Annotated in this window: 13 protein-coding genes; 6 read left to right on the plus strand and 7 right to left on the minus strand. The window is 64.8% G+C overall.

What is annotated here, in order from left to right:
• Positions 1-50: 50 nt before the first annotated feature.
• The gene (locus MXD62_RS34265) at positions 51-311 is read right to left on the minus strand and encodes a helix-turn-helix domain-containing protein (RefSeq protein ID WP_248833492.1); all 261 of its coding nucleotides are present in this window, start codon (positions 309-311) and stop codon (positions 51-53) included.
• Positions 271-477 carry a hypothetical protein gene (locus MXD62_RS34270; RefSeq protein WP_248833561.1) on the minus strand — a complete coding sequence of 69 codons (207 nt, stop codon included), beginning with the start codon at positions 475-477 and terminating at the stop codon, positions 271-273. Before MXD62_RS34270 ends, MXD62_RS34265 begins: the two co-directional genes overlap by 41 nt.
• A 158-nt stretch (positions 478-635) precedes the next feature.
• Here MXD62_RS34270 and MXD62_RS34275 point away from each other — a divergent pair, with 158 nt between their 5' ends.
• Complete coding sequence (locus MXD62_RS34275) at positions 636-2,372, plus strand: vanadium-dependent haloperoxidase (RefSeq protein ID WP_248833493.1); 1,737 nt, start codon at positions 636-638, stop codon at positions 2,370-2,372.
• A 122-nt stretch (positions 2,373-2,494) separates the two neighbouring features.
• Here the strand turns inward: MXD62_RS34275 and MXD62_RS34280 are convergent, their stop codons facing one another.
• Positions 2,495-3,124, minus strand: a complete 630-nt coding sequence (locus tag MXD62_RS34280; protein WP_248833494.1) for a WD40 repeat domain-containing protein — start codon at positions 3,122-3,124, stop codon at positions 2,495-2,497.
• A gap of 2 nt (positions 3,125-3,126) precedes the next feature.
• Here MXD62_RS34280 and MXD62_RS34285 point away from each other — a divergent pair, with 2 nt between their 5' ends.
• Entirely contained in the window at positions 3,127-4,635 is a 1,509-nt protein-coding gene (locus MXD62_RS34285; RefSeq protein WP_248833495.1) for a recombinase family protein, read from the plus strand.
• A gap of 1,402 nt (positions 4,636-6,037) precedes the next feature.
• On the opposite strand, the gene MXD62_RS34290 is transcribed toward MXD62_RS34285, so the two are convergent.
• Positions 6,038-7,249, minus strand: a complete 1,212-nt coding sequence (locus MXD62_RS34290) for a helix-turn-helix transcriptional regulator (protein ID WP_248833496.1) — start codon at positions 7,247-7,249, stop codon at positions 6,038-6,040.
• 203 nt (positions 7,250-7,452) lie between these two features.
• On the opposite strand from MXD62_RS34290, the gene MXD62_RS34295 reads away from it, so the two are divergent.
• Positions 7,453-7,929: a hypothetical protein gene (locus MXD62_RS34295; protein ID WP_248833497.1), complete on the plus strand. Its 477-nt coding sequence runs from the start codon at positions 7,453-7,455 to the stop codon at positions 7,927-7,929.
• Positions 7,926-8,465 (plus strand): hypothetical protein, encoded by a 540-nt coding sequence (locus MXD62_RS34300; RefSeq protein ID WP_248833498.1) that lies wholly within the window; start codon positions 7,926-7,928, stop codon positions 8,463-8,465. Before MXD62_RS34295 ends, MXD62_RS34300 begins: the two co-directional genes overlap by 4 nt.
• Positions 8,466-8,549: 84 nt before the next feature.
• On the opposite strand, the gene MXD62_RS34305 is transcribed toward MXD62_RS34300, so the two are convergent.
• Both MXD62_RS34305 and MXD62_RS34310 read right to left on the minus strand, forming a co-directional pair.
• Positions 8,550-10,043: a WD40 repeat domain-containing serine/threonine protein kinase gene (locus MXD62_RS34305; protein WP_248833499.1), complete on the minus strand. Its 1,494-nt coding sequence runs from the start codon at positions 10,041-10,043 to the stop codon at positions 8,550-8,552.
• A 374-nt stretch (positions 10,044-10,417) separates the two neighbouring features.
• On the minus strand, positions 10,418-11,431 hold the full coding sequence (locus MXD62_RS34310; RefSeq protein ID WP_248833500.1) for a YafY family protein: 1,014 nt from the start codon (positions 11,429-11,431) through the stop codon (positions 10,418-10,420).
• Between the two features lie 90 nt (positions 11,432-11,521).
• Here MXD62_RS34310 and MXD62_RS34315 point away from each other — a divergent pair, with 90 nt between their 5' ends.
• The gene (locus MXD62_RS34315; RefSeq protein ID WP_248833501.1) at positions 11,522-11,938 is read left to right on the plus strand and encodes a VOC family protein; all 417 of its coding nucleotides are present in this window, start codon (positions 11,522-11,524) and stop codon (positions 11,936-11,938) included.
• A 77-nt stretch (positions 11,939-12,015) separates the two neighbouring features.
• On the opposite strand, the gene MXD62_RS34320 is transcribed toward MXD62_RS34315, so the two are convergent.
• Positions 12,016-12,858, minus strand: coding sequence for a prolyl oligopeptidase family serine peptidase (locus MXD62_RS34320; protein WP_248833502.1), 843 nt, complete (start codon positions 12,856-12,858; stop codon positions 12,016-12,018).
• Between the two features lie 152 nt (positions 12,859-13,010).
• On the opposite strand from MXD62_RS34320, the gene MXD62_RS34325 reads away from it, so the two are divergent.
• Positions 13,011-14,150 (plus strand): PP2C family protein-serine/threonine phosphatase, encoded by a 1,140-nt coding sequence (locus MXD62_RS34325; RefSeq protein ID WP_248833503.1) that lies wholly within the window; start codon positions 13,011-13,013, stop codon positions 14,148-14,150.
• Positions 14,151-14,257: the final 107 nt, after the last annotated feature.

Below are 14,257 nucleotides of genomic sequence, written 5' to 3' on the forward strand. Positions count from 1 at the left end.
CATGACAACCCAGGCGAACCGCCAGACCCGAAGATCACGGACAGATCAACTCAGAACGCGAGCGTGCCGGAGCCCTGCTCGGACAGCTGCTTACGTAACCGCAGCACGAGCTCGACCGTCGCCGACGGTGTCGCGCTCGGGGACGACTTCGGCCGCCGGGATCGCGGCTTGCGCGCCGCCTGGCCCTCGGTCTTATGGCGGGCCTTGAGCTTGTACACCCAGCCCCGACTCACCCCGTACCGGCGAGCGACCTCCGCAGGGCTCTGCCCCTCAACGACCAACGCCGCGATGACCAACCGCGCCTTCGACATCGCCGGTCATCGAACACACCAGCACTGTCACCGATGACCCGGGACACGTGTCGTCGATGTCCTGAGCCAGGACAATAATCAGGTGCCTGCAAAAGCGCGATAGTGTGGATATTTTAAATCCTGCTAATGGTACTACAGTAACACCCGTCGCGATCTGGAAGTGCACCTGTCCTCCGACCGGCTATACCTATCGATCTCTGTGGCTACGGGACTTCATGTATGGCGTGTCGTCGACGACGCGCCAGGAGGTTTTGCTGTAATGGCGGCGGGCTGTTGGCCCCGAAGCAAAAAATCCCCATGATGCCGGCAAGGGAGAAGGTAGGCATGAGAAGCCGACAATTAAGTCGCAAAGGATGTCTGGCGGGAATTTGGGGTGCCACCCTGTCCTGTCTGGCTGCTGCCACCGTACCAATCGTATCGGCGGCACCCGCATCCGCATCAACCGAAACCGATAGAAATATAATCATCGACTGGTACCAGACCAGTGGTTTTCTGCTGTTCAACAGGGGTTTGACGGGCGCAACCCCGCCGTGGGTCTCCGCACCCGACAAGGCGATTGTCAACGGTGCGGTCTATGACGCGACAAACGGGATCTCCCGTACCCATCAGGCATACGTTGCCATACCTCCCTCGGCGGATCCAGGCGACTCTGTGGGAGCGGCGGCGGCGACAGCTTCCTACAGGGTGCTGTTGAGCCTCCTCCCGGAGATGGAATCAATGCTCGATTCCAAATACCAGTCCACCCTCGCCTTGATTCCCAACGGCCCCGCGAAGAACGGCGGCATCGCTGTGGGTGAGGAGGCTGCATCGGCGATGCTCGCCGCCCGCCAGAACGATGGGCGCAATGCGGAAGACGAGACGTTCCCAACCGGAAATGAGCCTGGGAAATTCCGGCCGGTACCTCCGAGCTACCAGCTGGATGCCCATGCTTGGGTTAGGAATGTGAAGCCGTTCCTAATTCCCGGGGTTGAGCGATTTCAGGTTGAGGCGCCGATCCCGCTGACAAGTGAACAGTACGCGGCAGACGTCAACGAGACAAAAAGCCTGGGGTCGCAGTCAAGCGCGACGCGGACGCCGGAACAGCTTGATGTCGGACTATACTGGCAACAGGCGCCGTGGGGCGACATCGCCGCGCAACTCGCCCGGCGTCAGGGCCTCGATGGGTCAGAGACGGCTCGCCTGTTCGCCATGACAGCTCTTGCGGAGGCTGACGGCCAGATAATGGTTGGCCACAACAAGTACCTCTACCACAGGTGGCGGCCGGTTACGGCGATCCGCGAGGCTGACACAGACGGGAACCCGGCGACAGCGGTCGATCCGAATTGGCTGCCGTTGGAAGACCAGTCGGAGTGGGAGCATCCGGAATACCCGGCGGGCCACAACTACGCTGCTGGAGTGTACACGAGGGCATTCGAGGATTTCTTCGGCAGTGACACCATCGCCGGAGGCGCGATCAGTGTCTTCAGTCGGTCTTCCAACACAACCCGGAGCTTCACGACCTTCTCTCAAATGGCAGGAGAGATGATCAATGCTCGGATCAACGTGGGGGTTCACTTCCGCACCAGTGGTGAGGTGGGTACGAGGGGTGGTCAAAAAATATCTGACTACGAGTTCGAGAACTACTTCCAGTCGTGTGACCGCACTGTGGCCGGCACTCATCAGGGTTCGCTGAGCCTGACCACGGGTGTTACGTGCCTGGCACCAGGAGCCAGAGTGACCGGTTCGATTAATGTCTCGGGTGGCGCTGGTTTCGTCGCCGATAAAGCCAGCATCGGCGGGTCGATCAACACTGGTGGTGCGACCAGAGTTCACATCCGTAACGTCGGTGTCGGTGGGTCGCTCAGCATCGGCCAGACAACCGGCCAGGTGCTCGTTTCTCACACAAACATCGGGTCTTCAGTGCTGGTAGTTAACAACAACACAGGGCAAAGGCCGATTGTGGTGTCGGGGAACCATATCGGCGGTAGCCTGTCCTGCTCTGGTAATCAGCCCGCACCTGTCAACTACGGAGTGCTGAACACCGTCGGGGGTTGGAAGAGTAATCAGTGCAGCAGTCTCTGAATTGAGCCTGAACAAGGGAAGATCGTTGCGTCACCCGGCACCCAACTGACAGGTGGTGCAACGATCGACCCCCGATCGTCCGCACCGCAGTGCCGCAAATTATTAGTTCGCGCGGCTTCTGGTCAGGGAAGGGCCCACAGCCGTATTGGGTTGTCCTTGCTGCCGCTGGCAAGGGTTTGACCGTCCGGCGACAACGCTACCGACCAAATCCAGTCAGTGTGACCGGTCAGGGGCAGACCAAGCAGGCGGGGATGGGACCGGTCGGTCACGTCCCATATTCGTACGGTCTCGTCGTAGCTTCCGCTGATCAGGGTGTCGCCGTCCTGAGAGAACGTCACCGGTCCGACGGTGTTGGTGTGGCCGGTGATCGGCCCCCCGAGCAGGCGGGGAGCAGACCGGTCGGTGACATCCCAGAGTCGGATTGTGGTGTCCCTGCCGCTGCTGGCCAGGGTCCGGCTGTCCAGGGAGAAAGCTACTGAGTTCACTCCGCCGGTATGTCCGGTAAGGGGCAGGCCGATGAGGTGGGGATGAGATCGGTCGGCCATGTTCCACAGCCGCACTGTGCTGTCGAGGCTGCTGCTGGCCAGGGTGCGGCCGTCCATGGTTAACGCTAGCGAGGTGACCCAGTCGCTGTGGCCCGACAGGGGCGAGCCGAGGGGGCGGGCGCGGGTGCGGTCGGTGATGTCCCAGAGCCGTATTGTGTTGTCCCTGCTGCTGCTGATCAGGGTGCGGCCGTCCGGGAAGAACGCCACCCATGGATGCGATCATGCTACAGATCTATGGGTCGAAGCCCTACACTCCTCCTATGGTAACCGGCGTCACTCTCGTACCGATTTACGTCCGTATCAGCTATGACCGGTACGGGAAGCGGCACGGCGTTTCGGACCAGATCAAGGACGTGATCGCCCTTATCGAGGGGATACCCGGCCTGGAGGTCGGCGAGATCTACGAGGACAACGATGTATCCGCCTTCAAAAAGGAAGTCGAACGGGAGGGGTATAACCGTCTGATCGCCGATATCAAGGCGGGTAAATACGTGGCGGTTGCCTGTGTCCGGGGTAGCCGGCTTGTTCGGCAACGGCGACAGCGGGCAGAGTTCATCGACCTTATGGAGTCCGTCGGCGGCAAGGTATACACGACGGATGGGACGATCTACGATTTCACCTCTGAGGTTGGGCGAGGCCAGTTCGATTCCGACGGGGTGAAGGACACCAACGAATCCGAGAAAATCTCGGTTCGGACCACCCGGGCGCACCTACGTCTCGCCGAACAGGGAAAGTATGCCGGGGGCCGCCGCCCGTACGGAATAGAACGACACCTGGAAATCGTCGACGGCAAGGTTGAACGCTCCTACCGGATCAACGAGCCCGAAGCTACGATTCTTCGGGAGGCGGCGCGGCGGGTTATCGCGGGAGACTCGCTACATGCGATCGCGACGGATTTCAACCTGCGGGGAGTCCCGACCGCGAACGGCGGGAAATGGTGGGAATCACAGGCTCTGCGGTATATGCTGCGCCGCCCCGGCATCGCCGGTCTGCGGACACACCACTCGCATGACAACATTGTGGGTAAGGCCGAATGGCCTGCGATCATCAGCGTTGAAGAGTGGATGGCGGTCAAGAGCACGTTGGACAGCCGCGCCACCAAGGGCCGTAAGGCAGCGAACGACATCACGAACCTCCTGTCAGGGTTCCTGGTGTGCGCGACCTGCGGTAACAAGATGCGGAACACGTCCAGCGGGGTACGGCCACGCACCTACCGGTGCATCGTCCCGAAAGGGAAATGCGAACTGAAGATGTCCATCATGGCCGACCCGCTGGACGACCTGATCATCTCCCTGTTCGCGGCGAAACTCGCGGAATCTGCGGAATACACGGCGAGTGAGGCGCCGTCGCGATCCGCCGCGCGTGTCTCCAATCTGACCGCGAAACTCGAAAGGCTCGCTGAACAGTGGGCCACTGATGAGATCTCCGACAGTGCGTATGGGGCCGCGCACCGCGCCGCAGAGAAAGAACTAGAGAAGGCACGAACAGAAGCGGAAGAGGAAGCGCGCGCCCGCGTTGTCCTTCCGGGGGCGCACGCGGCTACCGCCTGGAAATCTGGAACCCTCTCGGAACGGCGCGCACTGCTGGAAATTCTGGTCGACCGAATCGAGATCCGACCGTCGGAACGGCGCGGGAAGTACGGAAACACGTTCCAGCCCGACCGCGTACGTGTCGTGTGGCGCCATCAGCAACAGGACGATATCCCGTCCACGCAGTAGCCGCCGGTAGACGCAAAGAGGGGCCCCACCCGAACCGGGTGGGGCCCCTCTTTATGTACCGCCGAGTACTATCTTCCGGATTCATCGGCGCCAGTAGCCCGCTGGTAGACCGGGGCCAGAATTAGGGCGATCCGCGCGGCGTCCGGGACCATAATCGGCGGGGACTCGGCAAGTGTCCGAGCAATCCATCGTGCGCGTGCATCTTCCTCCGTCTCGGCATCATCTGGAGTGCTTTCCTTATCGGTGTCATCCTCGCGTGGCGGTTGCGCATGAGAGCTCTTTCTCGGCTGTGGAATCTGAATCGATGACGGTGCGGCGGCACGACGCGGCAAACACCCTCCAGAACGCAGAACGACCGGCGATCATCTGGCCGGAAGATCACAACGAGGTGGGGTCGAGAGCGGCGCGGGTCAGGGCCGTACACCTAGTTCAACGATTCGATCAAGCTCTAAGATCCGTCAAACATTGGCAAGCGGAAGCAAACGATGCCGGCCGGGCGCAGTCGTGGTGAGAGGATGCTCAACGACGCGATAGGTTGATCACGCGATGGTCGATCGGTCCCGCCGGCCCGACCCACCATCGGCACAGCCGCGCCCACCACCCGACCGCGAACCACACGGCCCCTCCAGCGCCGCCGAGCGTGCGCATGCCTAGCAGCTCCCGAAGGACCCGCAAAGCCCGCCAGGGGCCGTTCTAGGCCCATCCGCGCGGACTGCTGCTAGGCACTAGAACCCAGGCCAGAGCCCCTTACAGCCGCTAGAGGGGCTGCTAGACCTAGCAGGTGGGGCCGCTAGGTCTAGCAGCCCCACGGACCTCCTCACAGACCCTGCCACGCCACCCACACCAGCTCCCGCCCCGGCATCGACCGGCACCTAGCGCTTGCCACAGACAGCGTTTCGCTAGCAACGGCAAGCGCGGGTAGCGGTAGCGGCTCGACGCACCCCGCACCCGGCAAGAACCCGCAACCAGGGCAACGCACCGCCGGCGGCCGCTACCCGCTACCCGCCCGTGAAACACCAGCTCAGCACCCGCGACCCCGGTAGCGGCACGGGTAGCGCCGCCGCTACCCGTAGCGGCATCCCCGCTACCCCACCGCCACCGCCAGCGCGGTCACCGGTCAAGCGACCCACAAGGCCAGATTGGTCACTTAAAGTAGCAAAATCACCGTCCGTGCGCGGCCATAGAGGCGGCTAACGTTAGCGCCGTCGGTGCTAGCGTTAGCACCCCCGTATAGCGGCGGAAAACGCCCCTGAACTGCTCGTTAGCATGTTAGCGGCTCCTATCGCAGGACCAGCAAAATGCGGGAAAGACCACCTTCCGCCCCCTCCCCGTGCGGGCAGCCTTCCCACGCAGACCCGCTCGGATGGTTACACAAGGTTACGGTGCGAGGGTCGCTTCGCGCTTAGTTGCTTACCGCCAAGCGAAGAGCATGTGCGGCATCCTTAGCCGAGACAGAAGCGAGATCGGATCCGATAATCTGTCGCGTATACCTCTGAATAATTCCCTTGATTCGCGAGGAACTTATATCCTCTATCGCGCCGAGAATTTTAGTGCTCGTGGTTTCCGCATCCTCCCATGCTTGCATGCCAGTTTGAATCCTCGCCAGATGAGCGAGGCAAAAATAGAAATATGGGCTGTCGATGGACGCGGAATCCACGTGGCCACCAAGGATCTCGGCAGCCCTTTCCCACTCTTGAAGATCTGCATACATCAGAGATTCTTGAATTAGAAACTCCGTATCATCTACCCACCAGCTCCAGCTTGGGTCGGAGTTCCTAACCCCAGCAGAGAAACAGGATTGCGCCGCTGCGAAAGAACGTATCGCCGATTCTTCGCCGCGCGCTGCGAGGGCGCGCGCCTCCCGGGCGAGAAAAAGAGCTTCAATGCGCGGCGAAACCTGCCTGTCAAGTATTCCCCGCGCAAGGTTCAGCGCTTCACTAGGCCGGTCGCTTTCGCTTGCATGCATGGACATATTCTGAATGACGAAAATCTCCATGCTTCGATCCCCGGAAAGTCCGCAGTAGTGCAGTGCTCGACTGTTCACCTCTCGGATCTTTGAGTGTCTTGCGGTGTCAACGAGGAACCACCCCGCTACTTCGAAAAATTCGGCAGCAGTCGCGAAAACGTCGCGTTCCATTCCCCGGACAATCGGCGACGCAGAAATTTTCCTCTCAAAGGATTGCGCCGAGTCTAGCGCGACACCTGATATGCGCTCCCCCCCGAATAGGTGTTCCATCTCCAGTAGCTGTCGGATCTGGACTCTTGCGCGCCCCAAGTAGACGTCATCGATCGGCTCGCGGAACTTGGCGTCTATATCGCATCCATTTTCCTGCGCGAGTATTTCCGCGTTGTAGCTCACTGGGTCGGGGGTAATATCGGCCGGATTCGGCTGGATTTTCGACGCGCAAAGGAGTTCCGACAGATCGTCTAGCGAAATCTGAAGGGTATTCGCAATAAGCGGTCTGATTGATGGTTGAGGGTCGGTCTCACCACGTTCCCAGCGGTAGACCGTCGACCGTTCTACTCCAAGCAAATTCGCAAGTGCCTCTTGGCTGAGCCCCTGGGCCTTGCGGCGGTCCGCAAGGCCCCGCCGATCCTTCCCGCTAGGCGCCATGCCGACCGCTTCCCCTCACCTCGGTGCACGCGATGCATCGATTATGCATCCGTTGCGCACCGGGATGCAGTCGCCGTGACGGTGCGCGTGGACCAGTGTCTAGGTCAGGCACCCGGGGCTCGGTCGAGCAGGGGGACGACGTCGTCTCGTGACTCCTTGGCCTCGGGTGCCATCCACGAGGAAGGGGGAAGATCTTGGTTCGCATGATTCCCGACGCGGCACTGAAACGTGCGCAAGAAGCAATCAGTGATCTGGAACTGTTCGCCGAGTCGGTGGATGAGGATTGGGGGTTACGGAAGGCCCATGATTTCGCGTGTACACGTCGCGCTGTGGTTTTCCTCCTTCCATCCGCAAGACGGGCGGATCTGATCCGCTGGTTCGTCGGAAGGTGGTCGACAATGCTGGACGGTCTCGACGCACTCAAAGAGTGGGATCGAAACTACGCTCTCCATTGTCACTGCGAGCATCCGATATTCGGACGCGAAAATCTGTCCTGGTTCCGCGTTCTGGGCTCCGGGGCTGACACATTCGAGATCGCGAATCTCGCGGACGGCTACGTGGTCCTACGGCACCGCCAGTTCCCCGACGGTCCGGCGCTGAAAATCCCGGCCGGCGAGTGGGAGATCTTCCGCTACGGAATCCAGTCGGAACACTTCGTCGTCGATGGTGAGTCCGAATGAGGTACCTCGACCCTGAACCACACGACCACGGTAACAGCGTGACGGGCAATATCAGAGACAACCTCTTCCTTCTTTTCGACCTGGAGCTGGAATCGGCCGAGCGCGTTTTTGAGAACATGCGGCGGAACCTCGACCACTACGGCTACAGTCTCGGGCTCGCAGACGCAGAGTTCAGCAGAACCCACGGCCAGATCAGCGACGCGAAGAAACGGGTGAAAGCCCTACGGGCACTGTTCGACGACGTCCGGCGGACCGGTCGGGCGCACCCCCGCAGGCAGCACTGCAGACCGGAAAACCCCCACGCAGACGCCAGACCCGAATTCCTGAGCATCGATCTCACGAACATCGATCCCGATGGAATAATCGTCCATGAGATACGAGGAAGTTCCGCTGGCGACAACCTCACGACCGGCGAGGTAATCGGGTGTCGGTCAATCCATGACGCCAGCATCGTATTTGCGCGAGTCGTGGGCTTCACGACCAAACGAAACTACGTCTGGCTACGCATTGTGTCGGGCACCCTGCGGACAACCTGACCGGCGTGCGTGTCGGGTGGGTGCAGGACTCGGAGGGCTGCACCCACCCGATGCTAGCCACAGCTAGCGCCATGCAAGCGCAGGTCAGGCCGCAAGTTCGTAAGATGCCGCAGACTGTAGCATGATCGCATATACTGGCACCGAGGTCACGGCGTCCGTGTGGCCGGTAAGGGGCTGACCGAGCGGATGGGGACGGGTGCGGTCGGTGATGTCCCAGAGCCGGATTGTGGTGTCCCTGCTGCTGCTGGCCAGGGTGTTGCCGTCCGGGGAAAACGCCACCCACATCACTCCGAGGGTGTGGCCGGCGAGGGGTTGGCCGAGGGGGTGGGGACGGGTGCGGTCGGTGATGTCCCAGAGCCGGATTGTCGTGTCCTTGCTGCTGCTGGCCAGGGTGTTGCCGTCCGGGGAAAACGCCACCGAGGCCACCCAGTCGGTGTGATCCGTCAAGGGTTGGCCCAGCGCCTGGGCGGCGGGAGCCGGCGTTTCCTGGGCGGAGGCGCCCAGTGCGACGGGGTGAGAACTGGGCTCGTTCGGATTCCCACTGCGCGCAGCGACAGGGATAAGGACGGTGCCGGCAACGGCGAGTAGGAGGAGCACCACGCCGGTGGCGAGCCGGTGGCGCGGCGACGAGGCCAGCCGGGGATGCGGCCGTGCGTGGCGCCCACGGCTGGCCACGCTCTCGCTGGCGGGCCCATCCTCCGGACTGCTGTCTGCGGTATGCGAAGGCGACATGTCGTCGGCGGCGGATGATGGTGGCAGTCGGGTGGGTCTCGCCGGGCGTTCAGCGGCGGCGCGCACATCGTCGTCGAGCCGAAGCGACACCCCGGCCGTGGAGATCCACCCCGGGCCGTATGCGGTGGCGGCGGCCTGGGCGAGATCGACGGCGAAAGCGTGCGCGGATGGCGGCCGGTCTGCTGGGACCGGGGAAAGCATGCGTAGAACCACCGTTGCCACCGGCTCGGGTACTCCGATCGGCGGCGGCAGGGTGTGCTGGTCGATGGGGTTTGACCACGGAGGCTGTGTAGCCGCCGCTGGGCCGAACGACCTTGTACCGGCCAACAGCAGATACAGCACCACTCCGAGTGCGTACAGATCTGTGGCCGGCCCCAGCCGGCCCCCCGCGATCTGCTCGGGGGCCATGAACAGCGGTGTTCCGACCACTGAGCTCGCGGTGGCCGCCGACCCGCTTAACAGCTTGGCGATTCCGAAATCGGCTACCTTGAGTAGTCCCGCGGCGTCGAACAGCATGTTGTCGGGCTTGATGTCGCGGTGCAGCACACCCCTGGAATGCGCACACGACAAGGCTCCGGCCACGGCCAGGCCGACCGCACAGGCCCCCGGCTGGCCGATGCTCGCCTGGTGGAGGGTCAGGGTCCCCCCAGCCAGCATCTCCATCACGATCAGGCGCAGGTCGTCGGTCTCGACGTAGTCGTACACCCGGACGATGTGCGGATGATCAAGGCTGGCGAGGATCTGTGCCTCGGCGGCGAAACTGGCGGCCAGCCCGGAACGGTCCCGCGCGGCCAGCACCTTGATCGCGACATCGCGCCCCAGGCGACGGTGCCAGCCGGCGAGCACCAGCCCGAACGCTCCGGCGCCGATCTGATCACCCAGCTCATAGCCCGGTAGTGCCGCAGCCACATGCGCACGATCAACAATCACGATGGGGCCTGCTCCAGGAACGACGTTCACTGACGTCCGTCGCGAAACAACCCATTTCCCCCGACACGATGCGTGAGCCTAACGACAGCTCTGCATGCCCTGGCAGCAGGGCGGGCTGTGATCGAAGAACGTGAGGGATGTACCGTGGGCTCGAGCCGGGCGGGATATCAATCGCGGACCCTGCACGGCTCGGAGGTCCGTCTGACCGGCTCGAACTCTTCCCGCCACTGCGGCCCACCACCGCGGCCGCGGCCACGCTGCCGACCCACCGCCTGGGTGTTTCGCCAGCCTCATGGGTTCCGGTCATGTGCGAGGCGGTCTGTGTGGGCGGAGGTCGCGAGGCGGTCGGCGAGCGCCAGGACGAGGCCGCGGAGGTCATCTGGTCGCTCGATGACGAAGGGCCGGTCGAGTGACGCGAGCACCGGGGGAAGCCAGTCGAGCCGTTCCGCTCGGAGCTCGACCCGCAGCCAGCGCTCGGTTCCGGGATCGGCGTCTCCTGTGGACGGAGGCTCTTCCATGATCGCGACGCTGGCGGGAAGCCGGGCGCGAATCTGTTCGACAGTTCCCTGGATCCGCAGAATCACCTCATGCCGGTACGGAGCATTGGCGAGTCCGGATAGGACGCGCTGCGCCGGATCGAGTCCGTCGGGCGGCTCGAATGACCCCGGCAGGGTCCGTGCGTGCTCGATGCGATCCAGCCGGAAGGTCCGGTCCTCGCCGATCCCGGGATCCGCACCCGTGACATACCACCGGCCGTTGTGGGCGACGAGCCCGTACGGATGCAGGGTGCGTTCGCTGCGCCGTCCGTCGGCGGCGGTGTACCTGATCGAGATCGGCCGATGATGGCGTACCGCGTCGGCGATGGGGAGCACGACGGCGGTCTCCGGGGCGGCCGCCTCGCCAGGCGGGGCCGTGAAGGCGAGGGAGTCGAGCACGGCGTCCAGCCCGCGCGCGAGCCGTTCGGGCAGTACCCGCCGGATCTTGGCCGCCGCCGTCTCGCTCGCGGTGCCGGTCGCCGTCAGCAGGCCCGCTCGGCGGCCGGCGATCAGGCCTAGCAGCACGGCGAGCGCCTCGTCGTCGTTCAGCATGAGCGGAGGCAGGCGGTAGCCGGCGGCGAGCCGGTACCCGCCGTAGCGGCCGCGCACCGACTCGACGGGCACGTCGAGGTCGATCAGGTGCTGCACGTACCGCCGCACGGTGCGCCCGTCGACGCCGAGCCGATCGGCGAGCTCGGCCACGGTCCTGGTGCCACCCGACTGCAGGAGCTCCAGCAGGGTGAGCACGTGAGCGGTCGGTCGGGCCATGGGCAGAACTTAGCCCGAATACCGGACCGATTCTGTCCTGTATCGGTTCTAGCGTGTGCGGCGACGGCTCATCCGAACGAGGAGATCACCATGAGTTTCGTGTCGATCCGCATCATCACCGGTGATGTCGCCCGTCTTGTCGGCTTCTACGAGCGCGCGATCGGCGTGCGGGCGGACTGGTCCAACCAGGATTTCGCTGAGCTCAGGACCACCTGTGCCACGCTCGCGATCGCCAGCACCCGCACCGTCGCGCTGTTCGCGCCGGACGCCGCCCACCCGTCCGACAACCGTTCCGTGATCGTCGAGTTCCTCGTCGACGATGTGGACGGCGTCTACCGGAACCTGACCGACGTCGTCGAGGATGTCGTCAGCGAGCCCACGACTCTGCCCTGGGGTAACCGGTCGTTCCTGTTCCGTGACCCCGACGGCAACCTCGTCAACTTCTTCACCCCGGTGACCCCGGCTGCCATCGAGAAGTTCGGTCAGCCGCGAGCAGCCTCGAGATGACCGCCTTCGCCTCCCGGAGCCCGGCGGCGATCCGTGACCTACCCGCCGCTCCGGCGGACGATCTCTGCCTGCAGCGGTCACAGGTTCGCGCGGAACCACTCGCTGACCACGCGGTCGACGACTTTGGCCAGCGGGATCTGCGGCGCCGGTTCGATGCCGGGCTGTTCGGCGAGTGGGTGGTCCAGGCCGGCGATCGTGCTCAGGCGGACCCGCGCCGGGTCCTGGTACTCGGCCTGGAGCGCGGCCACCAGCTCGCCGGCGTCGGCGCGGCTGATCGGGTAGTCGAGCTCGCCGCTGACCACGAGTACCGCTGGTGCCGGCCGGCGGCCGCTGATCAGCCCGGCATGGGCCACGAAATCCAGGTGATCGGCCGCGGCGTGCGCCCGCTCGTCCCATTCGTAGGACGTGCCCGCCGCCGCGGTGAAGATGTCGACCACGGTCCGCGCCCGGATGGCCGGGTTCACCAGCGCCACCGCCGACACCTGGACCGGCACCCGGGCCACCACGTTGAGCGCGACCGTCCCCCCGAGCGACGCGCCGACGATCCCGATCGGCCCGCCGCTGAGGGGGAGCTCGTCCTCCAGCGCGTCGAGCGCCGGTAGGAACTCCTCGGTGGCCTGCCGGACCACCGGATCGACGTACCGCAGCACGGGATCGGCCAGCGCGGCCTCGTACGCTCCCTCCACTGGACGTCGGCCGACCAGTGGCATCCCGAGATGCACCCGCCAGGCGGGGACGTCGGCCAGTGGGAGCGCGGCGGCGAACGCGCTGTCCGAACGGGGCGCGTCCATCATGTGCCAGGTCACCACCAGCGGTGCCGGGACGTCGGCGCCGCCGGCTGGCGGTAGTGCCGTGAACGGAACGCCGGCCGCGTATCCAGTGATCGGTCCGCTGTTCCTGCCGGTGCTGGTCTCGGTCATGGTGGCGAACCTAGAGCGAGGGGTGAGTCAGGGGGAGGGCACTCTGCCGGCAGCAGACAGGTCATCGTCACGGCCCGCCGTAGCCGTTCGTCCGGTGGCCGCCCGTTCGGGTCGGGGCACACCCGACGGGTACCACGTTGGACGTGAGCTTCGTGCGGGTCCGTTCGCGGGCAGCGATGGTGGTCCCGCTTGTCATCATCGTGGCGGTCTGCGTGGTCGACGCCGTCGGGGGACCCGACTTCGTCATCATCGCGCTCGTGGTCATGGCTCCGCTGTTGGCTGCCAGCACGGTCGGTCCACGACTGACCGGTGTCTACGCGCTCGCCGCGCTCGCCGGGGCTGGCGCGGTGGAGCTCTCCAACCAGGTCGTGGAACCGGATGCGGGAGGGGGCCAGATCGCGCGGGTGATCCGGCTCGCCGGCATCGCCCTCGGCGGCGGGATAGCCGTGGCCGCGAGCCGGGCCCGCCAGGCTCGGGAGCGCCGGCTGACCGCGCTGGTGCGGGTGGCCGAGGTCGCGCAGCGTGCCATTTTGAGCCCGGTCCCGGCGGTCGTCGACGGCCTGCGGTTCACCGCCCTGTACCGGAGCGCGGCCACGGAGGCCAGCGTCGGCGGAGACCTCTACGAGGTGGTGGACACCCCGTGGGGCGTGCGGCTGCTGGTGGGGGACGTCCGGGGCAAGGGGCTGGAGGCGGTTCGGCTCGCCAGCCGTGTCCTGGGCTGCTTCCGGGCGCTGGCGGGACGGCTCGAGGACCCGGCGGATCTGGTCGCGGCGCTCGACAGCGAGGTCGCCGCCTTCGGGAGTGAGGAGAACGAGGATTTCGTCACCGCGGTCGTCGCCCAGATCGACCGCGCCGGGCGGATGTCGCTGCTCAACGCCGGCCACCCCGACCCGCTGCGGGTCCGGGGCGGCGTCGTGGAGCCACTCGGTGTCGCCGACCGGCAGCCACCGCTCGGTCTCGGTGCCGCGCCGGCCGCGGCCCACTACCTTGTCGCCCGGTCTGACCGGATGCTCTTCTACACCGACGGCCTGGCCGAAGCCCGCAACCGCGGTACCCGGGAGTTCTTCCCGCTTCTCCCGGCCGTGTCGGACGCGTTCGCCGCCGCGGAGCTGCCTGAGGCGAACGCACACCTGGTCAGCGCGCTCGTCTGCTGGACCGGCGGCTCGCTCGGCGACGACGTCGCGCTCGTCGCTGTGGAGCGCCCCGAGCCGGGGGCCGAGCAGGCCCTACCGGCCAGCGGCGAGTCGGCCGCGGCCACATCGACAGGGCCGGGGGAGTTCAGGACCGGGTAGTGGGCGTGGCCAGGATCGGGCGGATGGACGTCGCTGGGCGCTTGAGCAGGTTCTCAAGCTCCGGTCCGGTGGTGGCGAACTCTCCTGGAGGTACAGATTCTTCCGCG

It is taken from the genome of Frankia sp. Mgl5 (genome assembly GCF_023242985.1).
In the GTDB taxonomy this organism is placed as follows: Bacteria; Actinomycetota; Actinomycetes; order Frankiales; family Frankiaceae; genus Parafrankia; species Parafrankia soli.

Excerpts from the sequence above, each read along its gene's own strand:
- MXD62_RS34265 (WP_248833492.1), bottom strand. The coding sequence starts at position 311 with ATGTCGAAGGCGCGGTTGGTCATCGCGGCGTTGGTCGTTGAGGGGCAG.
- MXD62_RS34275 (WP_248833493.1), top strand. The coding sequence starts at position 636 with ATGAGAAGCCGACAATTAAGTCGCAAAGGATGTCTGGCGGGAATTTGG.
- MXD62_RS34285 (WP_248833495.1), top strand. The coding sequence starts at position 3,127 with ATGGATGCGATCATGCTACAGATCTATGGGTCGAAGCCCTACACTCCT.
- MXD62_RS34290 (WP_248833496.1), bottom strand. The coding sequence starts at position 7,249 with ATGGCGCCTAGCGGGAAGGATCGGCGGGGCCTTGCGGACCGCCGCAAG.
- MXD62_RS34295 (WP_248833497.1), top strand. The coding sequence starts at position 7,453 with ATGATTCCCGACGCGGCACTGAAACGTGCGCAAGAAGCAATCAGTGAT.
- MXD62_RS34300 (WP_248833498.1), top strand. The coding sequence starts at position 7,926 with ATGAGGTACCTCGACCCTGAACCACACGACCACGGTAACAGCGTGACG.
- MXD62_RS34310 (WP_248833500.1), bottom strand. The coding sequence starts at position 11,431 with ATGGCCCGACCGACCGCTCACGTGCTCACCCTGCTGGAGCTCCTGCAG.
- MXD62_RS34315 (WP_248833501.1), top strand. The coding sequence starts at position 11,522 with ATGAGTTTCGTGTCGATCCGCATCATCACCGGTGATGTCGCCCGTCTT.
- MXD62_RS34320 (WP_248833502.1), bottom strand. The coding sequence starts at position 12,858 with ATGACCGAGACCAGCACCGGCAGGAACAGCGGACCGATCACTGGATAC.